General features: G+C 69.2%; 23 protein-coding genes and 1 tRNA gene. 11 read left to right on the plus strand and 13 right to left on the minus strand.

Going from position 1 to position 21,629, the window contains the following annotated elements; all coding sequences use genetic code 11:
* Positions 1-154 precede the first annotated feature (154 nt).
* Entirely contained in the window at positions 155-589 is a 435-nt protein-coding gene (locus AC3WRV_RS13555) for an ExbD/TolR family protein (protein WP_291832454.1), read from the plus strand.
* Between the two features lie 150 nt (positions 590-739).
* The gene (locus tag AC3WRV_RS13560; RefSeq protein WP_492313665.1) at positions 740-1,171 is read left to right on the plus strand and encodes a biopolymer transporter ExbD; all 432 of its coding nucleotides are present in this window, start codon (positions 740-742) and stop codon (positions 1,169-1,171) included.
* Positions 1,172-1,287: 116 nt separating this feature from the next.
* Here AC3WRV_RS13560 and AC3WRV_RS13565 read toward each other — a convergent pair whose 3' ends face one another.
* Genes AC3WRV_RS13565 through AC3WRV_RS13580 form a run of 4 tightly spaced genes read right to left on the minus strand, consistent with a single transcriptional unit; the run spans position 1,288 to position 4,497 of the window.
* On the minus strand, positions 1,288-2,196 hold the full coding sequence (locus AC3WRV_RS13565) for a MotE family protein (RefSeq protein WP_492313666.1): 909 nt from the start codon (positions 2,194-2,196) through the stop codon (positions 1,288-1,290).
* 28 nt (positions 2,197-2,224) lie between these two features.
* Positions 2,225-2,776, minus strand: a complete 552-nt coding sequence (locus tag AC3WRV_RS13570; protein ID WP_492313667.1) for a DUF6468 domain-containing protein — start codon at positions 2,774-2,776, stop codon at positions 2,225-2,227.
* Positions 2,776-3,834 (minus strand): flagellar motor switch protein FliM, encoded by a 1,059-nt coding sequence (fliM, locus tag AC3WRV_RS13575; RefSeq protein ID WP_492313668.1) that lies wholly within the window; start codon positions 3,832-3,834, stop codon positions 2,776-2,778. Before fliM ends, AC3WRV_RS13570 begins: the two co-directional genes overlap by 1 nt.
* Complete coding sequence (locus tag AC3WRV_RS13580; RefSeq protein WP_492313669.1) at positions 3,835-4,497, minus strand: flagellar basal body-associated FliL family protein; 663 nt, start codon at positions 4,495-4,497, stop codon at positions 3,835-3,837.
* A gap of 178 nt (positions 4,498-4,675) precedes the next feature.
* Between AC3WRV_RS13580 and flgF the strand changes: the two genes are divergently transcribed.
* From flgF to AC3WRV_RS13620, 8 genes are all read left to right on the plus strand, one after another.
* On the plus strand, positions 4,676-5,413 hold the full coding sequence (gene flgF / locus AC3WRV_RS13585; RefSeq protein WP_492313670.1) for a flagellar basal-body rod protein FlgF: 738 nt from the start codon (positions 4,676-4,678) through the stop codon (positions 5,411-5,413).
* Between the two features lie 14 nt (positions 5,414-5,427).
* The gene (gene flgG, locus AC3WRV_RS13590; protein ID WP_492313671.1) at positions 5,428-6,216 is read left to right on the plus strand and encodes a flagellar basal-body rod protein FlgG; all 789 of its coding nucleotides are present in this window, start codon (positions 5,428-5,430) and stop codon (positions 6,214-6,216) included.
* Positions 6,213-6,818, plus strand: a complete 606-nt coding sequence (locus AC3WRV_RS13595) for a flagella basal body P-ring formation protein FlgA (RefSeq protein WP_492313672.1) — start codon at positions 6,213-6,215, stop codon at positions 6,816-6,818. Before flgG ends, AC3WRV_RS13595 begins: the two co-directional genes overlap by 4 nt.
* A gap of 10 nt (positions 6,819-6,828) precedes the next feature.
* Positions 6,829-7,563 (plus strand): flagellar basal body L-ring protein FlgH, encoded by a 735-nt coding sequence (gene flgH, locus AC3WRV_RS13600; RefSeq protein WP_492313673.1) that lies wholly within the window; start codon positions 6,829-6,831, stop codon positions 7,561-7,563.
* Between the two features lie 213 nt (positions 7,564-7,776).
* Positions 7,777-8,247, plus strand: a complete 471-nt coding sequence (locus tag AC3WRV_RS13605; RefSeq protein WP_492313674.1) for a hypothetical protein — start codon at positions 7,777-7,779, stop codon at positions 8,245-8,247.
* 39 nt (positions 8,248-8,286) lie between these two features.
* Positions 8,287-8,730, plus strand: coding sequence for a hypothetical protein (locus AC3WRV_RS13610; RefSeq protein ID WP_492313675.1), 444 nt, complete (start codon positions 8,287-8,289; stop codon positions 8,728-8,730).
* Positions 8,731-8,744: 14 nt separating this feature from the next.
* The gene (locus AC3WRV_RS13615) at positions 8,745-9,251 is read left to right on the plus strand and encodes a hypothetical protein (RefSeq protein WP_291833640.1); all 507 of its coding nucleotides are present in this window, start codon (positions 8,745-8,747) and stop codon (positions 9,249-9,251) included.
* A gap of 52 nt (positions 9,252-9,303) precedes the next feature.
* Positions 9,304-11,109 (plus strand): DUF885 domain-containing protein, encoded by a 1,806-nt coding sequence (locus AC3WRV_RS13620; protein WP_492313676.1) that lies wholly within the window; start codon positions 9,304-9,306, stop codon positions 11,107-11,109.
* Between the two features lie 7 nt (positions 11,110-11,116).
* Here AC3WRV_RS13620 and AC3WRV_RS13625 read toward each other — a convergent pair whose 3' ends face one another.
* From AC3WRV_RS13625 to msrA, 3 genes are all read right to left on the minus strand, one after another.
* A complete protein-coding gene (locus tag AC3WRV_RS13625) occupies positions 11,117-11,632 on the minus strand; it encodes a cytochrome C (protein ID WP_291833646.1) in 516 nt (171 codons plus the stop codon).
* Between the two features lie 73 nt (positions 11,633-11,705).
* The gene (locus AC3WRV_RS13630) at positions 11,706-12,047 is read right to left on the minus strand and encodes an MmcQ/YjbR family DNA-binding protein (RefSeq protein ID WP_291833648.1); all 342 of its coding nucleotides are present in this window, start codon (positions 12,045-12,047) and stop codon (positions 11,706-11,708) included.
* A gap of 1 nt (position 12,048) precedes the next feature.
* Positions 12,049-12,708, minus strand: coding sequence for a peptide-methionine (S)-S-oxide reductase MsrA (gene msrA / locus AC3WRV_RS13635; protein WP_492313677.1), 660 nt, complete (start codon positions 12,706-12,708; stop codon positions 12,049-12,051).
* A 131-nt stretch (positions 12,709-12,839) separates the two neighbouring features.
* Between msrA and AC3WRV_RS13640 the strand changes: the two genes are divergently transcribed.
* Positions 12,840-12,929: transfer RNA gene (locus AC3WRV_RS13640), tRNA-Ser, on the plus strand.
* A gap of 327 nt (positions 12,930-13,256) precedes the next feature.
* Here the strand turns inward: AC3WRV_RS13640 and AC3WRV_RS13645 are convergent.
* The 6 genes from AC3WRV_RS13645 to AC3WRV_RS13670 are packed head-to-tail and all read right to left on the minus strand — an operon-like array spanning position 13,257 to position 21,588.
* Positions 13,257-14,276, minus strand: coding sequence for a hypothetical protein (locus AC3WRV_RS13645; RefSeq protein WP_492313678.1), 1,020 nt, complete (start codon positions 14,274-14,276; stop codon positions 13,257-13,259).
* Positions 14,263-15,792 (minus strand): MBOAT family O-acyltransferase, encoded by a 1,530-nt coding sequence (locus tag AC3WRV_RS13650; protein WP_492313679.1) that lies wholly within the window; start codon positions 15,790-15,792, stop codon positions 14,263-14,265. Before AC3WRV_RS13650 ends, AC3WRV_RS13645 begins: the two co-directional genes overlap by 14 nt.
* A complete protein-coding gene (locus AC3WRV_RS13655) occupies positions 15,764-17,449 on the minus strand; it encodes a carbamoyltransferase family protein (RefSeq protein WP_492313680.1) in 1,686 nt (561 codons plus the stop codon). The genes AC3WRV_RS13650 and AC3WRV_RS13655 overlap by 29 nt, the downstream gene beginning before the upstream one ends.
* Complete coding sequence (locus tag AC3WRV_RS13660; protein WP_492313681.1) at positions 17,446-17,700, minus strand: acyl carrier protein; 255 nt, start codon at positions 17,698-17,700, stop codon at positions 17,446-17,448. The genes AC3WRV_RS13655 and AC3WRV_RS13660 overlap by 4 nt, the downstream gene beginning before the upstream one ends.
* Before the next feature lie 25 nt (positions 17,701-17,725).
* A complete protein-coding gene (locus AC3WRV_RS13665; protein WP_492313682.1) occupies positions 17,726-19,933 on the minus strand; it encodes a hypothetical protein in 2,208 nt (735 codons plus the stop codon).
* The gene (locus tag AC3WRV_RS13670; protein WP_492313683.1) at positions 19,930-21,588 is read right to left on the minus strand and encodes an AMP-binding protein; all 1,659 of its coding nucleotides are present in this window, start codon (positions 21,586-21,588) and stop codon (positions 19,930-19,932) included. Before AC3WRV_RS13670 ends, AC3WRV_RS13665 begins: the two co-directional genes overlap by 4 nt.
* Between the last annotated feature and the right edge of the window lie 41 nt (positions 21,589-21,629).

The raw sequence follows: 21,629 nt of genomic DNA on the forward strand, positions 1-21,629 counted from the left end.
GCCTGACAGGGGTATTCGGCGCAAACCCGCCGCTCTGGAACCCCAAGGTGGCCGAAGCCGCTTTACAAGCCGGTTAAGGGACGCCAAGAGACGAACCGAAGCTTTCAGTGACGCTCGCCGCGCCAAGCGCCGGGCCTGATGGAGACACCCGATTATGGGCGCCAAACTTTCCGGACCGGGCAGCAAGGCCGGCACCATCGAACAGAACGCGGACATCAACGTCACGCCGTTCGTGGACATCATGCTGGTGCTGCTGATCATCTTCATGGTCGCCGCCCCGATGGCCACCGTGTCGATCCGCCTCGACCTGCCGCCGGCGCAGCCGCCGGTGAACCCGACCGAGCAGAAGGATCCGGTGTACATCACCATCCAGGAAAGCGGCGCCATCTACATCGCGGACAAGGAATCCTCGATCGCGAACCTGCCCGCCGACGTTTGCGCCGCCCTGGGCGGTCCGAACTGCCGCGAAGAGCGCGTGTTCGTCCGCGCCGACGCCGAGGTGAAGTACAACCAGTTCATGGAAGTCATGAACACGCTGCAGGGCCAGGGCTTCTTCAAGGTCGGCCTGCTGAACGAAGACATCGAATAGGCTTCATGCCCGTTCAAACGATCAGGGGCCGCTTCCCGACGGGAGGCGGCCCTTTTTCATGCCCCCTTCCCGCCCTGAAACCGCCCGGCGCCGGGCGCGAGCTTGGCCGTTCGCCGCACGGCGCGGCGGACTGACAGGGAGGATTGAACCATGGGTGCGAGACTTTCAGGCCCCGGCGGAAACGGCGGCGCGGCGATCGACCAGAACGCGGACATCAACGTCACCCCGTTCGTGGACATCATGCTGGTGCTGCTGATCATCTTCATGGTGGCCGCGCCGATGGCGACGGTGTCGCTGAAGATGGACCTGCCGCCGCCGGATATGGAAAGCCAGCCGCGCGAGCCGGTCTATGTCAGCGTGCATGAGGACGGCGGCCTCTGGATCGGCGACAAGCAGACCCGGATGGCGACCCTGGCCGCCGACGTCTGCGCCGCCACGGGCCGGGGCGACGCCTGCCGGGACGAGCGCATCTTCCTGCGCGCCCAGCCCGAGGTGTCCTACGACCGCTTCATGGGCGTGATGAACGGGCTGAAGGGCGCGGGCTTCAATGAAGTCGGCCTGCTGAACGAGGACATCGAATAGACCGACCGCAGGTCACGCAGTCTATTGCGAACGCCCGTGAGGCCGCGCCGGATAAGGAAAGGGCCGCCCCCCGCGAGGGAGCGGCCCTTTTCATGCTTCAGCCGTGACGGCCGCCCTTACTGCACCGACTGCCGGGGCTGCGAGCCGCCTGGGGCGGGCGTGGAGGCGGCGGGCTGGTAGGGGCGTTCGCCGGCGGGCTCGGCGGGGGCCGGAGCGGGCGTACGGGCGGCGGCGGGACGCTGGGCCGGACGGCGCGCCGGCGGTCGGGCGGCGGCGGGACGCGGCGCGGGCGGCGAGGCGGCGGGAGCGCCGGCGGCGGGTTGGGGCGTCGGGGTCGCGGCGGGCGGCGCGGCGACGTCTGCGGCAGGGGCCGGAGCCGGAGCCTCGCTGGAGGCCGCGGCGGCGCGGGCGGCCAGGGCCTGCTGGGCGGCGAAGCGGCGCGCCAGCTTCTCGGTCAGGACGCGGGCGGCGGCGGGGTCCATCTGGGCCATGACGGCGGCCAGGGTGCGCGGACGCATGGCGGCGGCGACCGGCAGGCGGACATCGTCATCGAGGGTGGCGAAGACGCGAGCGGCCTCGCGCGGACGCATGGCCGAATAGACGGCGACCAGACGGTCGGTCTCGGCCTTCTGCTTCTCGTCCACCTGACCCAGCATGGCGGCGACCTCGGCCTTCACGGCTTCGAGCGCCTGGACGCGGGCGTCCAGCTTCTGCTCGGCGGCGGTCAGCAGGGGCAGCATGGAGGCCATGTCGGTGTCGCGGGCGTCCAGCTCGGCGCGGCGGGCCGACAGCGACTGGATGATGCGCAGCTCGGCCGGGGAGATGCCCGCCTGCTGGGCCAGCTGCTCGGGCGTCAGGGCGCAGACGGCGGCGGCGGGCTTGGGGGCGGCGCCGGCGGGCACGGCTTCCTCGGCCCAGGCCTTGGCGCCCTCGAACAGGCCAGGGGCCACGCCAATGGCGCGGATCACCACCACGCCGCCGATGGCGACGGCGATCAGGGGCAGAAGGCGCGGAATCCTGGCCATGCGGGTTACTCAGTTCCTCAGGGGAAAATCAGGCGGCGAACAGATCGTCGTCCAGGCTACGGCGCGCCTGGTTGAGGCTTTGCTTCGCGGACTGGTTAGCGGTGAGCGCGCCGAGGATGGCGTGGACGTTGCTGGAGGCGGCGGGGCGGGCCGGCGCGGCCATGCCCTGGATGCGTTCGGCCAGGGCCTGCATGCGGGCGGCGCGGGCGTCCTCTTCGGACACCGGAGCGGCGACCGGCTTCGGCGCCGGGGCGACAGTGCGCGGCTCGGCGCGGGGAGCCTCGGCGGCGCGGGCCGGGGCGTATTCGCCGCCGCGCACGATCAGGGCTTCCAGCTGGGCCTTCACTTCGCGGGCCTTGATGATCCGGTCGTGCAGGAGGTCGGTCTCCTGCCCCGAGGCGCGCAGCGAGGCCAGGGCGGCCTCGGCGCGGCCGGCGGCGGCGTTGAGATCGGTCACCGCGGAGGCGAAGGCCAGCTGGCCCGCGCGCAGGGCGCTGAGCTTGCGCTCCAGCCGCACGCCGTAGCCGAGGGCCGCGACCAGCAGCAGCATCAAGACGCCGTCCAGAATCATGCCGGTCATCAGCGCTTTCCCTTCACCAGACTGGAGGCGGCCTCGACGTTCACCGGGGCCTCGATACGCACGGCGATATGCTGGCCCTTGCGGCCCATGCGGCCGATGGTCAGCGGAAGGGTCCCGGCGCGCACCGAGACGTGCGACTCCGGCGTGGCGTTCAGCATCAGGGTGTCGCCGACCTTGAAATCGAGCACCTGCGACAGCGGCACCTGCTGTTCGTCGAGGACGACGCGGACCTCGGTCTCGGTGGTCCAGAGCTCGGTGGCCAAGTGGCCTTCCCAGATGTTGTCGCGGCCGAACTTCTCACCCATGAACTGCTGCAGCAGCATCTTGCGGATGGGCTCCAGCGTCGAATAGGGCAGCAGCAGTTCGACCCGGCCGCCGCGGTCTTCCATGTCGATGCGCAGCTTGACCAGGATGGCGGCGTTGGCCGGGCGCGCGATGGCGGCGAAGCGCGGATTGGTCTCCAGCCGGTCCAGGGTGAAATGCACCGGGGTCAGCGGCTCGAAGGCCTGGCGCGCGTCGTTCAGTATGACCTCGACCATCCGCTGCACCAGCACGCGTTCGATGGTGGTGTAGGGGCGGCCTTCGATGCGCAGGGCCGCGGTGCCCCGGCGGCCGCCCAGCAGCACGTCCACGATCGAATAGATCAGGTTGGAATCGACCGTCAGCAGGCCGTAGTTGTCCAGCTCCTCCGCCCGGAAGACCGCCAGGATGGCGGGCAGCGGGATGGAGTTCAGATAGTCGCCGAAACGGATCGACGAGATGTTGTCGAGGCTGACCTCGACGTTGTCCGAGGTGAAGTTGCGCAGGGAGGTCGTCATCAGCCGCACCAGGCGGTCGAAGACGATTTCGAGCATCGGCAGGCGCTCGTAGGAGACCAGCGCCGAGTTGATGATGGCGCGGATGCCCGAGCGTTCGGAGCCGTCGTCGTCGCCGAGGTCGAAGCCCAGCAGGCTGTCGATCTCGTCCTGGTTCAGGACCCGCTCGGACGCAACCGGGCGCTCGTCGGCCAGGGGCTCGGCGAACGGGTCGGCGTCGTCGGCGAAGGCGGCGTCGGTCATCTATTGAACCAACATCTCTTCGATCAGCACGGCGTCGACCTTGCCGGGGGCGGCGATCAGGTTGACGCGGCGCAGGATCTCGGCCCGAAGCTGGAAGCTGCCGGCGGATCCGGCCAGATCCTCAGGGCGCAGCTCGCGCAGGAAGCTCTGGAACATGTCCTTCATGCGCGGCATCTCCTCCTGCAGATGCGTGGCCAGTTCGGCGTCCTGCATCTCCAGGGTGAGCTTGAGCTTGAGGTAGGTCGGACGGCCCTCGGACGACTGAATGTTCATCACCATGTCGGGCATGGTGTAGAAGGTGACCCCGTCCGGACCCGCGGCGATCGTACCCAGCGCGGGGTTGGCCTCGCCTTCGGCGCCGCCGCCGTGACCGCCGCCGCCCTTCTTCTTCTCCTCGCCGTGACCGCCGCCCTTCTTCTCGGCGCCGTGGCCGCCGGCGGCCTCGCCATGCCCCTCTTCCGCCGGGGCGGACTTGGGCTGCATCATCACGAAGGCCGCCGCGCCGCCGCCGCCCAGCACGACCAGGGCCGCCGGGATGATGATGAACAGCAGGGGCAGTTTCTTCTTGGCGGGCGCGCCTTCGCCGTCGACGGTTTCCCCGTCGGTCACGGCGGGCAGGTTGGCGTCGCCGCCTGCGTCCTTCTTTTTGCCGAACTTCAGCATGCGCCCCAAGCCTTGAGAATCTCAGCCTCCAATTCAGCCGGGTTTGGTTAACGAGCCGTTTAGAACCGGCAAATCCTGCCGGGCGCCGCAGGGGGTAAATCGGGCCGAACGCCCGCCACCACTGGATTAACCCTCTTGGCACGACCGTTGCGACGGGATGGGCTGAAAGGAGCCGCCCGTGGAAAACGCCGCCTACGTTGGACTGTCACGCCAGATGACGCTGCGCCGCGAACTCGATGTCGTGGCCAACAACATCGCCAACGCCGACACCAACGGCTTCAAGGTCGAGCAGCTGCTGGTCGGTTCCGAGGTCGGCGAACGGGCGCGCAACGCCTTCGTCCGCCCGGGCGTCAGCTTCGTGCTGGACAACGGGGTCGGGCGCGACTTCTCGGCGGGCGCCCTGTCGCAGACGGGCCGCAGCCTGGACTTCGCCATCGAGGGCGACGGCGCCTTCTTCAAGGTGCAGGACGGGAACGGCGAGGCCTACACCCGCGACGGCGCCTTCACCCTGGACCCCACGGGCCGGCTGACCACCAAGCAGGGCCAGGCCGTGCTGGGCGAAGCCGGCGAGATCGTCCTGGACACCACCCTGGGCGAGATCTCGGTCGGCGCCGACGGCACAATCACCCAGGATGACCAGGTCGTCGGCCGCCTGGCGGTGGTTCGCTTCGAGAGCCTTGGCGCGCTCGAGAAGGGCGGCGACGGCCTGTACCGCAACGCCTCCAACGCCGCGGCCACCGAAGCCCCCGAGGCCCAGATCCGTCAGGGCATGCTGGAGGGCTCCAACGTCAATCCGATCCTCGAGATCACCAATCTGATCGAGATCCAGCGCGCCTACGAGAGCGTCACGCGGATGATCGAAAACACCAATGACCTGTCCCGCCGCTCGGTCGAGCGGCTGGGCCGGGTGTCATAAGGGAGCACTGAGACATGCGCGCGCTCAGAACCGCCGCCTCGGGCATGGCCGCCCAGCAGCTGAACGTGGAGGTCATCTCCAACAACATCGCGAACATGAACACCGTCGGCTACAAGCGCCAACGGGCCGAGTTCCAGGACCTGCTGTACCAGAACGTCGAGCGGATGGGCGCGCAGTCGTCCACCCAGGGCACCGTCGTCCCGACCGGCATCCAGATCGGCGCCGGCGTGAAGGCCGGGGCGGTCTATCGCGTGACCGAGCAAGGCACCCCGAGCAACACCGGCGGCATGTACGACATGGCCATCGACGGCCGCGGCTATTTCCAGATCCTGATGCCCTCGGGCGAGACGGCCTTCACCCGGGCCGGCAATTTCGCGATCAACGGCGAAGGCCAGCTGGTCACCGACGACGGCTATGCGGTGCAGCCCAACATCACCATCCCGCAGGACGCGATCGACGTTCAGATCTCCAAGTCCGGCCAGGTGCAGGTCTTCACCCAGGGCAGCACCACCCCGGCGGTCGTGGGCCAGCTGGAGCTGGCGACCTTCTTCAACGACGCGGGCCTGGAAGCCATCGGCGACAACCTGCTGCTGGAGACCGCCGCCTCGGGCGCGGCCAACGTCGGCACGCCGGGCGAGGTCGGCTTCGGCGAGATCCTGCACAAGTTCACCGAGTCGTCGAACGTGGACGCGGTGTCGGAAATCTCGGCCCTGATCATCGCCCAGCGGGCCTATGAGATGAACTCCAAGGTCATCACCACCGCCGACCAGATGCTGTCGGTCGCCTCGCAGGTGAAGTCGTGAGGGCCCTGATCCTCGGCGCCGTCTGCGCCTTCGCCCTGGCCGGTCCCGCGCTGGCGGGCCCGGTGACGCTGAGGGCCAATCCGGTGGACGACGACGGCCAGGTGACCCTGGGCGACATCTTCGACGGCGCGGGCGGGGCGGCGAACGTCGTCGTCGGCCGCCGCGCGGGCCCTTCGATCGTGTTCGAGGCCGCCCAACTGCAGGGCATGGCCCGTCAGGCGGGGCTGGACTGGGCAAATCCGACCGGGTTGCGCCGGGTCGTGGTGCGCCACGCCGCCTCCGCTCCGTCCGCGAGCGCACCGGAGGCCGTCGCGGCCGCCGGCCCGGCCTCCCCCGCCCCTGTGCGCACCGCATCCCGCGCGCCGAGCGCCGCCGAGCGGGTCATCGCCCGCAACGACATCGTCGAGGTCCTGTACGAGACCGGCGGCGTGCGCCTGACCATCACCGGCCGGGCCGAGGGCAATGCGGCCGAAGGCCAGCGCGTGGCCATCCGCAACCTGCAATCCAACCGCGTCATCGACGCCGTGGCCACCGGCCCGGGCCAGGCCGTCGCCGGTCCCGCCGCCCAATCGATCCGCACCCAACAGTTCGCCGCCCGCTAGGGGAAGTCACATGCGTACCGCCCTGATCCTGACCGTCGCCGCCCTCTCGTTGGGCGCCTGCTCGACCGCCATCGAGGCGGTGCGCGGCCCAGAGCTGGCCCCCATCGGCTATCCGGCGGCGCTGGTGCCGACCAGCCAGACCTACCTGCCCTCGCCCGAGCAGCAGGCGGCTGACCGCGCGGCCAGCGCCAACAGCCTGTGGCGCGCGGGCGCCCGGACCTTCTTCGGCGACCAGCGCGCCCGCCGCGTCGGCGATATCGTGACCGTCAACATCGACATCGACGACCGCGCCCAGACGAACAACTCGACCACCCGCAACCGCACCAACGAGGCCTCGGGCGGGGTGACCCACTTCTTCGGGCTGGAAAACAGCCTGGGCCGCGCCTTCCCGGGCGGTTTCGACCCGGCCAACATGATCGGCACCGAAGGCCAGGCCAACGCCACCGGCTCCGGCTCGGTGAACCGGGCCGAAAAGGTCAGCCTGACCATCGCCGCCGTCGTCGCCGACGTCCTGCCGAACGGCAATCTGGTGATCCAGGGCCGGCAGGAAGTGCGCACCAACCGCGAGGTCCGCGAACTGACCGTCGCCGGCATCGTGCGCCCCGAGGACATTTCCTCGGCCAACACCATCAACCACACCCAGATCGCCGAGGCCCGCATCAGCTACGGCGGCCGGGGCGACATCAGCCGCATGCAGGCCACCCCGGCGGCGCAGTCGCTGGTGGAGCGCTTCAGCCCATTCTAGCGGGCCGCGGACCGTCGGCCCTTCGGGACCTCCCGACCCAACGCGGCCTGGCGCTTCGCGCAGGCTAGCCGGCTCCGACCGTCACCCTGATCGCCCGCCGGCGACCCCGGCGGGCGTGTCGCGTTTGGGACACGGCGGTCAGCCGCCGTTCAGCTGAGCTGTGAACTCTTAACGGACATCAACGTTTGCCGATCAGAGGTGAGTGTCCGTCCCATGCTGAAGTTCGTTGTCCCTGCTGTCGCCGCCCTGGGCCTGATCGCGTTCGCCGCGCAGTCCAGCGCGTCGAATTCGGACACCCAGTCCGCGTCTGGGGCCATGGGCTGGCACCTGAGCCATGAGGGCCGGATGGCCAAGCTGGCCTATGGGGTCGAGAACTCCGACCAGCTGGCGCTGATGATGACCTGCGAGCCGGGGCGGTCCCAGGCCGTGGTCTATGGCGACGTGCAACCCGCCACCCCGCGCCTGATCCACGCCTCCATGACCGAAGCCCCCATCGACCCGCTGGACGGCGAGCTGGCCGACGAGGCCCGCATCTCCCTGAACGATCCGACCCTGCGCGATTGGGCCCGCAAGGGCGTGCTGGCCGTCGAGGGCGACGCCGGGCGGTTCGAACTGACCGCCACCGACAAGGAGCGTGCCCTGATCGGCGCCTTCTTCGCCTATTGCGGAACGGAACAGGCCTGACCACCTTTTACAGACAGGCTTGCAGCGGGGGCTGAACGCATGATCGCCATATTGGCCGCCGCGGCGGCGCTGACACTGGGCGCCCAGAACGCGGTCGCGGCTCCGCCCGAGACCGCATGGACCTGGACCCTGTACGCCGACACGCCCGTGGTGCTGGCCAATGAGGTGCCGGACACCGCCAATCTGCGCACGACCCTGGAATGCGATCCCGGCAGCAGCGTCGCCCGCCTGACCCTGTACGGTGGCGAGCCCGGCGCGGGCATGGCGCGGGTGACCGCCGGCGACGCCTCGGCCGTGGCCCAGTCCGAGGCGGCGCGCGGAGGCGGGATCAAGCTGGCGCTGCGCACCGATCACCCCGTGTTCACGGCCTTCGGCGTCAGCGGACGGCTGGGCGTGGCCGTCGGGGAGCAGCGGCGAACCATCGAAGTCCCGACCGCGCACCTTGCCAAGCTGCGCCGCTTCGCCGAACTGTGCTCCGGCTGAGCCGGAGTTCTCCCATGCGCCTGACCGTCCTGATCGCCGCCGCCGGCCTGACGCTGGCGCTGGCGGCGTGTAACACCACCTCCCAGCCGGGCATGGGGCTGTCTCCCGCCTCGTCCGGCTCGCCCGCGCCGGTGCAGGGCTATGACTGGCACCTGAACCAGGACGGCGACGAGGCGCGGCTGGCCTACGGCGCCGAGGCCAGCGACGACCTGAAGATCGGCCTGGATTGCCGCAAGCACTCGGGTCAGCTGGCCCTGAGCGCCCTGGCCGCGGTCGGCGCGGCGTCCGAGATCCATCTGGAGTCCGGCGGCGAGACCGAGCGTTTCCCGGCCGAGGCCGAGGCGTCCGAGGTCAATGACGGCCTGTTCCTGACCGCCGAGGCCAAGGCGCGGGAGCCGGTGTTCCAGCGCTTCCGCCGCACCGGCTGGCTGGCGGTGTGGGAGGGCGAGACCCGTCACGCCTACGCCCCGCATCCGGGCTCGGACGAGCGGGTCGAGCGGTTCTTCGCCTTCTGCGGTTGACGCGAGGCCCGCGCTCCGGTGCAGTCCCGTCCGCATCCGGGAGGGACCCCAAATGAAGCTCGTTCTCGCCGTCGCCGGCGCCGCCCTGCTGGCCGCCTGCGCCGCCCCCGCCTTCGCTGAGATCGGGGCCCAGACCCCGGCCCAGCCCGCCGCGACGCGCAACGCCCAGGACCCGGCCCTGGCGGCCCTGCTGAACGACTATGAGATCTATCTGCGGTCGGTCGATCCGATCTCGGCCGGGATGGAGGGCGACCGCGACGCCCTGCGCCGCCTGCCCGACGCCTCGCGCGCGTTCGAAGTGGCGCAGGAGCCGGCGCTGAAGGGATTCGCCGACCGGCTGGCGGCCATCGATCCGGCGCGGCTGAACGACGAAGACCGGCTGAACCACGCCTTCATGGCCTATGTCATCAAGCGTGCCCGCGACCGCATCCCGCTGGACACCGGCCGGATCGACGCCTTCAGCTCGGAGGGCGGGCCGGGCCAGAGCCTCGGCTATGTCGCCAGCGTCACTCGGATCACCAGCATCGACGACGCCGAGGCCTATATCGCCCGGCTGGAGGCCATGCCGGCCCTCTATGACGACCAGCTGGCCAACGCCCGGCGCGGGCTGGCGACCGGCCTGGTCCAGCCCCGCTCGATCGTCGAGAACGCGCTCAGCCTGATGGAGCCGGAAGCCGCGCTGACGCCCGCGACCGACCCGCTGCTGAAGCCGTTCGCCGCCCTGCCCGCCTCGATCCCGGCGGACAAGCAGGCGGAACTGCTGGCGCGGGCGCAGGGGGTGGTGGCCCGGCAGATCATGCCGCGTCGCCAGGCCTGGGTCCGCTTCCTGCGCGACGACTACCTGCCCCGCGCGCCCGAGACGCTGGGACTGGTCCATCGGCCCGGCGGGCGCGAGCTCTACGCCTTCCTCGTGCGCGGCTACACGACCACCGACATGACGCCCGATCAGGTCCACCAGCTGGGCCTGCAGGAGGTGGCGCGCATCCGCGCCCGCATGGACACCGAGATGCGGGCCGCGGGCTGGACCGGCGACTTCGCCTCCTTCCTGAACTTCCTGCGCACCGACCCGCAGTTCTACGCCACCACGCGCGAGGACCTGCTGGAGAAGGCGTCGGAGATGGCCAAGCGGTCCGACGACCACCTGCCCGCCCTGTTCGGGACCCTGCCGCGGACGCCCTATGGCGTGCGGCCCGTGCCGGCGGAGATCGAGGCCAACTACACCACCGGCCGCTACTTCCCCGGCTCGATGGAGAACGGGATCGCCGGCGGCTACATCGTCAACACCAGCCGGCTGGACCAGCGGCCGCTGTACGAGCTTCCGGCCCTGACCCTGCATGAGGCGGTGCCCGGCCACCATCTGCAGATCGCCCTGCAGCAGGAGGCCGAGGAAGGCCCCTATTTCCGCCGCGGCGTGGACGTGACCGCCTTCACCGAAGGCTGGGGGCTGTACGCCGAATTCCTGGGCGAGGAGATGGGCTTCTACCGCACGCCCTATGAGCGGTTCGGGCGGCTCAGCTACGAGATGTGGCGCGCCTGCCGCCTGGTGGCCGACACCGGCATCCACTGGCTGGGCTGGGACATCGAACAGGCCCGCGCCTGCTTCCGCGACAACTCGGCCCTGGCCCCGCACAACATCGAGACCGAACTGCAGCGCTATATCGGCTGGCCGGGCCAGGCGACGGCCTACAAGGTCGGCGAGATCCGCCTGCGCGCGGTCCGCACCCGCGCCGAGACCGAACTGGGCGACCGTTTCAACGTGCGCCGCTTCCACGACGCCCTGCTGGTCGACGGCCCCCTGCCGATGGCGCTGCTGGACGAGCGGATGGACCGCTGGATCGCCGAGGAGAAGGCGCGCTGACCGCGCCCTAGGCTCCCGGGATCACCGGCGCCATGTTCTCATAGGGCGTGGTCGGGGTCTGTCCGGGCGGCAGAGCCGTCGGAGCCGGGTCGCCTTCCAGCGGCAGGGACTTGATGTAGCGGTACAGCGCCCGCTTGTCGGCGTCGGCCATGGCGCGGACGCTGGGCCACGGCATGGGCGGCAGGCCTTCGCGCGTCGACAGCATCTCGACCCAGGCGTCCTCGGTCATGCCGGCGACGGTGCGGCGCAGGTTGTGCGGATAGCTGGTCCCCCACGGCCCCATGAAGCCCATGCCGGAGCCCTTCAGCCATTCGGACTCGGGCGTCTTGCCGCCTCCTTGGGGATAGCCGGGCGTGTGGCAGTCGTTGCACCCCCCGACCCGCACCAGATAGCGGCCCGCTTCGATATCCGTGGCGGCGACCACCTGCGGCCCGTCCGAGGTAGTGACGTTGACCCGCGCCTGATCGCAGGATCCGAGCGCGAGCGCGCAGGCGCCCGCCATGATGAGATGTCTGCCGGTCATGATGATCTCCCCCGAGACAGGCAGAGAACAACGTTTGGCGGATTCGTGCAACGCGCCGGCGGCGCAACGCCCGTCAGAGCCCCAGTTCGGCCCGCTGCTTCTTCGTCAGCTTCGCCGCGATGATGGAATGGGCGATGGCGAAATGCTCGGCCAGTTCGTCGTCGGGCCAGGCGGACGGATCTGGCAGGTTCACCCACTTGGCGCGGGCCAGATAGGGGGCCGGGCGGGCGCGGCCCTCCTCGGTTAGCACCTCATAGGCGATGTCCGAGACCTTGAACGACACCCCGCCCTGCTCGCCGACCATGACGAACATCTTGCCGCCGATGCGGTAGGCGTCGTGATGGTCGCCGAACGGGTGATCCAGCGTCGCCCCCGGAAGGGCCAGACAGGCCTTGCCGATCCCCGCGCGATCCATCCTAGGCCCCGGAAACTGAAGTGACGCCGACGCCGATGGGGCAGGTCACCCCCGTCCCGCCGATGCCGCAATAGCCCTCGGGGTTCTTGGCCAGATAACCCTGATGATAATCCTCGGCGAAATAATAGACGCCCGCCGGGGTGATCTCGGTGGTGATCTCCCCCTGCCCCGCCGCCGTCAGGGCCGCCTGGTAGGCGTCGCGCGAGGCCTCGGCCTGTTCGCGCTGCGCCTCGTCCAGATAGTAGATGGCCGAGCGGTAGGTGGTGCCGATGTCGCCGCCCTGGCGCATGCCTTGGGTGGGGTCGTGGTTTTCCCAGAACACCTTGAGCAGGTCGGCGTAGGAAATCTCCTTGGGATTGAAGACCACCTGCACGACCTCGGCGTGGCCGGTCAGGCCGGTGCAGGTTTCTTCATAGGTCGGATTGGGAGTGTAGCCGCCGGTATAGCCCGCCGAGGTCACCCAGACGCCCGGCAGGGACCAGAAGACTCGCTCCACGCCCCAGAAGCAGCCCATGCCGAAGACGGCGGTCTGGAAGCCCTCCGGATGCGGTCCTTTCAGCGGACGGCCGGTGACGAAATGGACCTCATCGGTGGTCACCGGCGTCGCCCGGCCGGGCAGCGCGGACCCGGGCGTGGGCATGGTGGTCTTCTGCGAGAGCATGGCGGAACTCCGGACAAATCGTACGCCGCCCATATGGGCCATCATCCGACGCTTGCCGAGGGGGTCCGACTGTTCTAATCAGCGCCCCTCGCCGGATGGACCGTCCGGCGTTTCACGCGCGTCGTGGAAACGGACAGGTGGCGGAGTGGTCGATCGCGCACGCTTGGAAAGCGTGTGTACGTGAAAGCGTACCGAGGGTTCGAATCCCTCTCTGTCCGCCACACCGCGATTTTCTTCCCGTTATTTGAAATGTTTGACGCGTAAACCGGATAAACTTTCGGTTCACGCAGCGGTACGTAAGCGCGCTCGAGCACGGCAAGCAGAACCCACGGCAGTCACGGTGTTCGAACTCGCGCAGCAGCAGTTGGGCTGCGAACCGGCGGACTTGGCATCGCGTCCACAGTCGCTGTCGGCCAGCCACGCTCATTGACGGCGACGCTGAACGCCGGTGATGGGCGTCGCCATCACAGCAATGGCTTCATTAGCCGAGAGAGTCCAACTCATCGCCGGACCAACTCAGGTCAGCAACGCGCCAGAAGAAGCGAGCCTCATGGCGACGCGCTCAAAAGCGCGTTCAGCGCCGTTTCGCCGAGGCGTGCGGAGAAGTGGAAATAGTCGGTCCACTGCTCGCGATCACGCCATAGCGCTTGTTCGGCTTCGTTCCCCAGCGGGGTTGAGGTGAAGTTCAGGTAACGAATGTCGCACCCCCCAACGGTCGACGGACGCCCGGCGAACATCGCGGCGATCCGCGCTGCGTTGGCCTGGACCAATACATCGTGTCCGTTTACGGGCGCATCGGCGGGTGTCGCGGGCAGGATGAAGAAGACGAGCCGGTGCCGAAGACCGGTTCGGCGACAAATATTGTCTGCCAGATCCGCAAGTCCGGCGAGGTTCCTGCGTCCCATCGCAAGCGAGGCCGGCGACGTATCGAGCTGGCTCAGCGTGTAGCGAAGGCTGCGCTCGGCCTGGATCCAGTCGCGTGCACCGGGAGCCAGCGCCTCGCAAGGCGCGTAGGTCGCCGGGTAGGCCTTAGCGCCGGTGAGGCTGTGCACCACTGTCTGCGCGGACTGCAGGGTGGTGCGGGGCGACAACGCGGTGGACAGGGCAGCCTGCGCGGGATCTACGATGGCGGGCCGTTCGCGCGTCGGCAATCCGACCTCGATCAACATGGTGGCAGGCGCTGTGCGACTGTTCAGGATCGCCCGTTCGACCCGCGTCATCTCTCGCACGCCCCAGGCGGATCCCGCGACCCGCAGGATATCGGGCCGGGAACAGGTGTTGAAGCCACGCCAGGCTCGGGACGAGCCGATCAGGAAGGTATCTCCCTGGTGCTCGCGAATGGCGCGCGTGAAGAAGGCCGGGTTACCGCCGGCGACCCCTTGCGCGATCACGCCGGGCGGAGGGCTTCGGTTGAAGGCATGACGGCCGGACTGGCCGAATTCACCGGTCGGATCGACCACGACATTGAACAGCGCATATCCGATGAGGATCGCCAGCCCCGCGCCGAGCCCCATCCACCAGCCTCGGGTCAGCCGGACGGGCGACTTGTCCGGTTCAGAACTGGGCATAGATGAAGCCGTATTGCTGCACAGGGCGGGTGACGCCGATCAGGGCCAGGAGAAGCAGGCCGACCGTCAACCCGCCCCACAGCAGGGTCGGTCGCCAGCGGAGCCAGTCCGGGGCGGGCGTGGCGCCGGGGATACCGAAAATCTGCATGGTGTTCGGGCAGACGAGGACTATCGTCGTCACGACGCCCATCATCGCCAGTGTCCGCACACCTGGCAGGCGCGCATTGGGATAGGCGCCGGCCAGATCGATGCCCTGCGCCAGGCCCGCAAATATGGCCTTCACATCGACGAGCGCGGGAAGCACCCGGCCCAGCGTCTGGCCGTCGCCGGCCCTCAGCATCAGCGCGATGACCGCCACGGCGATCAGGATCAGAGCCTGACCAGCGACCTGCCGGGCGCGCTGTTCAACGACGCCGATCGGTCGAGGCGCACCACGGGCGTTCTGGCGGGCGAACTGGAGCACGATCAGCAGCGCCGCCACGCCCAGCCCCTGCAGCAACGGCAGCAGGGCGGCGGTGTGCCAGGCCGCGACAACCAGATAGGCGACCAATGTGGCCAGCGCCCACGCGACGCCATAGCGGCGACTGGTCGGTTGGATCGGCAGTTTGCGGGCGATCCGGAACACCGGTTCGAAAACATAATCTCGCACGAAGGTCATCAGGCTCATGTGCCAGCGCATCACATACTGACCGGGCGACGAGGCCTTCAGCGGCGAGTTGAAATTGATCGGCAGCAGCAGACCGAAGCACAGGCCCACGCCGATGGCGATGTCTGAATAGGCCGAGAAATCCAAGTAGAGCTGGAGCGTATAGCCCCAGGCGGCGGTCCAGGCCTCGACCGGGGTGACGGCGCCCAGATCCACCGCGGTCAGGACGGCGTCGACCTTTCGCGCCATGGGATCGGCCAGCCAGGTTTTCTTGACGACCCCGGCCAGCACCAGCGCGCCTCCGCGCGCGATATCCGCCCCCGTCGGCGCTGTGAAGCCCAACCGGGCGAACTGGGGCGCTATCCGGCCGTAGGCGCCGATCGGGCCTGCCGGAAGCTGCCCGAAGAAGGAGCCCCAAGCCGCAAAACGTAGCAGGCCCAACCGCTCGACGCCCGGCTTCTGCGCGTCGATCACGAAGGTGATCTGCTGCAAGGTGTAAAAGGCCAGACCGAGCGGCAGGACCACGGGAAGCACTTGCTGCGCCACCTTGAAGGCCACCAGCGGAGCCAAGTTCGCGATGATCGCGCCCGCCACGGCAAGCCTGCGCATCGTCGATCCAGGCGCCAGCCGGCCAATGAGCGCGACAGCGGCGAAATTGCCGAGAATGGATGTGGTCAGGACTGCGAGCGCGATCGGCCCGGCCTGCGCGCAGAACAGGACCGACACGGCCACCAGCAATCCCACCGCCGCCGTGGGCCGCCAGCGACAGGCGAGCGCGAACGCCCCCACCGTGACCGGCAGCCAGAGGATGAGGAACTGGAGGCTTACGAATGAGATGGCTTCACGCCGCCTTCTCGACGAGCACGTCATCCAGCAGGACGCCGTCCAGCCCCGTGGTCGCCAGGACGGCCATCGCGTCCTGCACGCTGTGCACGATGGGTTTGCCCATGACGTTGAAGCTGGTGTTCAGCACGATCGGCACGCCGGTCCGCGCCTCCATGGCGTCGAGCAGGCCGCTCATCCACGGATCTGAAGCCGCCTCGACGGTCTGAAGCCGACCAGTCCCATCCGCATGGACGACCGCCGGGACACGGTCGCGGACCTCCGCCTTCCACGGTAGGGTGAAGGACATGTAGGGCGACGGCTGAGGACGGTCGAACCACTCGCTCACCCGGTGCGCGGGAATGATCGGCGCGAACGGGCGGTAGGGTTCGCGCCCTTTGACCCGTTGATTGAGCCGGTCCTTCATGTCCGACGGGCGGGGATCGGCGAGGATCGAGCGATGGCCAAGGGCGCGCGGACCGAACTCGGCCGCGCCGCGCATCACGCCGATGATCCGGCCCGCCGCCAGCCGACCGGCGAGCGTCGCCAGCCCCTGCGGGCCGGTGCAATCCGAGATGTGACCGTAGCCACAGTTCGCGACCGTTCTGTCGATGACCCGCCGGTCGGGCGTCGTTCCGAGGAAGGGCGTGATCCGCCCCGTCGCGGCCGACTGTTCGGGATGATCCTGCATCCACGACAGAAGGGCTGCGCCCAAGGCGTTGCCGTCATCGGCGGGCGCGCTCGGAACATGGACCGCCTCGAAGCCGAAGCGGCCACCGATCGTTCCGTTGTAGGAGGAGTTGAGCGCGCAGCCGCCGCTCAGGACGAGGTTACGCTCGCCGAGTTCCGAGCAGCTTCGCAGGATGCGATCGACCAGCCGCCCATAGGCGGCCTGACCGCTGGCGGCGAGGTCGGCGGCCTGCTGGATGGGATCGGAGGGCCTGCGCGCATGCGCCCTTGCACGGGCGACCACGGCGTCGATCACCGCCTGCTCCGGCAGTTGGGGCCGCCCGTCCACGATGTTGAGCATCGTCTCCAACACGTCCACAAGACCCGCATCGGGCGTGCCGAAGGCGGCCAGGCCCATGACCTTCCACTCTTCTCCGGCGCGCCAGTCGAAGCCGCACACGCCGGTCAGCCAGGCGTAGAAGGTTCCGAGGCTGCCTGGCCCCCACGATCGCCACAGCCGCTTCAGCCTGCCGTGGGAGAGACGGAACAGGCTGGCGGCGCCCACCTCACCTTCCCCGTCGATGACCAGACAGAGGCCATCGGCGAACGGCGCGCTGCCGCAGGCTGCGACGGCGTGGGACAGATGGTGGTCGAAATACCGGACCTCCGGGGAGGTCTCGGCGAGGCCAAGGCGCAGCAGGGACTCGCCCGCCGACGCCTGCGCGTGGGCTTGAAGGCCCCGCAGCCACAAGCCGTCCGAGCCCGGCAGCAAGGCGTTGGACACCGACACCGGAAGGTCCGCCTTCACCCGCGCCCAACTGGTCGAGACGATCAGTTCGTCGGCGGCGGCGTCAAACCCGACGGCGGACAGGGCGCTTTCCAGATGGCCGACATGATCCGGCGCCGCGCCCCAGGCGCGCTTGTCCTGGATGAAGCGTTCGGTGGCCTCGGCGAAGCGGATGCAGCCGGCCTCATCCACGATCGCCAACGCCGGGTCATGTCCCGAGGTCGACAGACCCAGATAGAACCGGCTCATGGGGTGTCGAACAGCGCCACGACCGCCGCCGCGACCTCGTCCAGCGTCTGAAATTCGAACATCAGCGACGGCTCGACCTCGATCTGGAACTCGTCCTCGATGTGACCCGAGATCAGCACCGCGTCGATGGATTCCAGACCGAAGTCGACCAGCACGGTGGAGCCCAGGATCTGATCGGCCGGGACCTTGGTTCGCTTGCTGATGTGGGCGCGCAGGAAGTCAGTCACCTGTTCGACGGTCGGCGGGGTCATGAACACACTTTCAAACTCTGGAAGGTCAATGGAGACGGCAATGCAGTTCGGCCAGAATGACCGTCTGGGAATTTTCGACATAGCGGGGCTGTCCACCCGTGAAACGCAGATCGGGATAGCGGGCGAACAGGGCGGGCACGGCCTTGCGGATGAGGAGGCGCGACAGGGCCGCGCCGATGCAGCGGTGAAGGCCATGCCCGAACGCCAGATGGCCCGCGCCGAGGTCGCGATTGATGTCCGCCAACCGCAGCTGCATCGTGTCGCCGGGCTGGAAAGCGACGCCGTCGATCTCCCCTTCCGCCCGCGCAACCCGGTAGATGAAACGCGGAGACGCCGCGGCGGGCACGATCCGGGTGTCGAGATGCACCGCCACCCAGGCCGGATCGGCGGGGTCGCCGCGCTGATCGACGGGCGCCGAGGCGAGAGCCAGCACCGCGTTGGCGAGGGTGTGGGAGACGTTGAAGCTGGCGCCGTAGAGGACCAGCACGAAGGCCTTGCGATCCTGCACGTCCATCTCGTCCCAGCCGCTGGCGGCCAGATGGGACAGCAGGGAGGTCGGTCCGTCGCTCGCCGGACCTGTGGGATCTTCGTCGAACTGGCCAAGCAGGGTGTCGACCATGGCCTGGACCTTCAGGATGGCCCGCAGCGATCGCAGCGGCTCCAGCACCTCCTGAAGGAGTGGCGCGAGTGCGTTGAAGACAGCGGGATCATGCGGCCGAAGCCCCATGATCGGCTGACAGACAGCCCGGAACAGAGGCTCGCAGAAATCCGCGACCAGATCGACGTCCGTCCGCCCCTCAAGGGCCTGCACCGCGCGCTCGATCTCCGCGTCGATCAGCGGCGTCCAGGCGACGAGACGGTTGGAGCCCAGGGCTTCGAACCCCAGCAGGCGCATGCGCGCGTGGCGCGGGCCGGACTGGAAGAAAGGCGCATTGCGGGCGACCCGGATCGCGGTCGACAGGTCGCGTCCGCTGGCCGCCTGGAGCGCGATCAGGTGCGGCTCCATGCCGGGCGGACTGAAGCGCGCGTCGTCGACGGCGACGGCGCGGGCGGTTCGGGGCTCGGTAATCTCCCACAGCCGGGCGGCGCGCTTCTGGAGCGGCGGCGTCAGGCGGCACGGCAGGGCCGTCGGCGCCTGCACCATGTGGGTCCGCTCGATCCGCACGCCCGCCTCATCCAGACGGAGGTCCGGGAAGCGCGCGGCCATCAACGGCAAGGCCCGGCTCAGCATCAGCCGGGCCAGAGCCGCCCCGGGACATTTGTGCACTCCGTCGCCGAACGACAGCGACGCCCGGCCGCCCTCCCCCGCCGCGTGCGGGCAAAGCGACCGGTTGGCCGCGGGGATGTCCAGCGCCGCCAGATCGCCCGGTTGCACCGGCCGGCCGTTCAGCAGCGTCCCGGTTCGGGCGACGCGGTACAGCCTCAAGGTCGAGGGATAGTCGCGGATGACAGCGTCCAGATGCGCCTCGGCCCAGCCCTCGCGCGACACCTCGCCCCAGGTCGGTGCGCCGTCCCTGAGCAGGCCCCACAGGGCGAAGGCCAGCGATTCCGCCGCCGTATGGGCGGCCACCGTGATGGACGCGATCAGGGTGGCGTCGTCCACCCCGGCGGGCAGCTTGCCCCGCGCCAGAGCCATGACTAGCGGCGCCGGCGTCCCGGGATCACCAGACAGCGCGGTCGGGACAGAAGCCGCGGCGATCAGATGCCGGTAGCCGTCCTGGACCGCCAGTAGGTCGCGCAGGCGCAGCAGGGGTTCGGTGAACACCCGCGCCTGGTAGACGGCGCGCAGGAAGGCCGCGTCATCCGGGATGGCCAGTCCGAACACATCGCGCATGCAGGCGATGAAGACCGGGTCCGAGAAATCGCGCACGAGATCCGGCGCCGGCTGCGTCGCCAACCGGTCGAGAGCCGCCCGGATGTGGCCGTCGATCACCGGCGCCCAACCGTCCACCCCGGCCGGGCTGAGGAAGGCCGCAAGCGCCCGGCGGGTCATGAGGTGATCGGCGTCGGTCTGGTAGATCAGCGACGCGCGCGCGGCGTCGGCCAGCAGGGACAGGTCCTCGCCGGTCGCGGCTTGAAGCTTCGCCAGATAGGGCAGGACCGCGGTCACGCCCCATGCCCGGTCGCGGAAGACCTCCGTCGCCTCCTCCGCCGTGTCGACGACGAAGCGGGCGCGGTCCGGACGAGGCCCTGAAGACCCGAGCGTCCTGTCCCGAAGAGGCGTGGCGGTCACTGAAGCGCATCCTCAATCCGCCCGTCTCGCCAAGCGTTCGCCAGCAGGCGGCGCTGAACCTTGCCGCTGCTGGTGCGCGGCAGGGCTCCGCTGGGCAGGATGTGGATATCCGTCAGCTCGATCCCCCAGGCGCCCGCCACGGCCCGCCGGATCAAGCCGCAGGTGACGACTTCGTCCGCGACCCGCTCCCGGCGCCTGAGCTCGATCAGCAGCACCGCCTTTCCCGTGGCGAGGTCGTCCGGCATCAGCGCCGCGGCCGCCATGGGATTGAGCGCCTGATCCTGTTCTCCCGCCAGCCATTCCACATCCGTCGCGGGGATTTTGCGTCCGTTGGAGAACAGCAGGTCCTTCAGACGTCCGGTGACGTACAGCCAGTGGCCTTGGCGGACGCCGACATCGCCCGTCCTGAGCCAGTCTCCCCCGGCGCCGTCACCGGCGATCGCGACGCTGAACGACGCCGCCGTTTCCGCCGGCGCGTTGCGGTAGCCCCGCGCGACCGAAGCCCCCCGGACCCAGATTTCGCCGGGCTCGCCCGGCGCCGCGATCCTCAAGGTCTCCGGATCGACGAGACGAAGATCACCGTCCATCTCGGGCGAGACCCGGCAGGGCTCGATATCGCCACATCCGGGCGGGGGGGCGGGCCGGTCGTCGAGAAGGTCCGGATTTCCGCCGGCCACCATCAGGGTGAACTCGGCCAGACCGTAGCAGCCGAACACGGCGCTCGGGTTCAGACCCCATAGGCCGAAACGCTCGCGGAAAGCAGCCAGTAGCGACGCCGGGACCGGCTCCGCGCCGCAGAAGGCGCTGCGCCAGCGGGACAGATCCAGCCCTTCGCATTGTTCGTCAGTGACGTTCTGCAGGCAATGCGAGAAGGCGAAGGCGGGGCCGCCGCTGAAGGTCGCCCGGTGCTCGCTGATCAGGCGCAGCCAGCGCTCCGGCCGCTGGATCATCTGCAGCGGGTCCAGCAACACGGTCCGCCCTCCGGCGAGGATCGGATAGAAGATGCCGCCCATCAGCCCCAGGTCATGGAAATGCGGCAGCCAGCTGAGGACGACCCCATCCTCGTCCAGGCCCCAGGTGCCGTTCGCCAGTTGGGCGTTGGCGACAATGTTCGCGCCCGAGAGCGCCACCGCCTTCGGCGCCCGCGTCGAGCCGGACGTGTACTGGAGGATGACCGGGCGCGTCCCGTCGCCGCTCTGGACCGGCGCCATCAGAGGCGCCTCGACCGCCTCGAGCGCTTCAACGTCGATGACGGAAAGGCCCGCTATCCCGCCGGACGTCAGCGCCGCCTCTATTTTGCCGGTAAGCCCGTCGGAACACAGGATCGCGGCCGGCGTGCAGTCGCGGATGATCTGATTGAACCGCAGGGTCTGAACACCCGGACGGGGGGCGGCCACGGCGGTGATCGTGAAACCCGCGTAGAGGGCCCCGACCAGGGTGACGACAAACTCGACGCCGCACGGCATGATCAGCGCCAGCGGGCCGTCGTCAGGTTTACGGATCGACGCCAGAGCCGCACCGCGCGCCAGGGCCCGTTCGTGCAGCTGACGTCCGGTCAGGACGCGGTCCCGCTGACCCGTGCGGCCACCGCAAACCGTGATTAACGGCCGGTCACTGCGTTCCAGCAGTCTTTCGCACAGTTGATCAGTCAGCACGCCGTTTCCCCTAGCCATCTTGCATGGGCGGGCGCCTGCCG

Source organism: Brevundimonas sp. EU05-FHT14B11, from assembly GCF_058790835.1.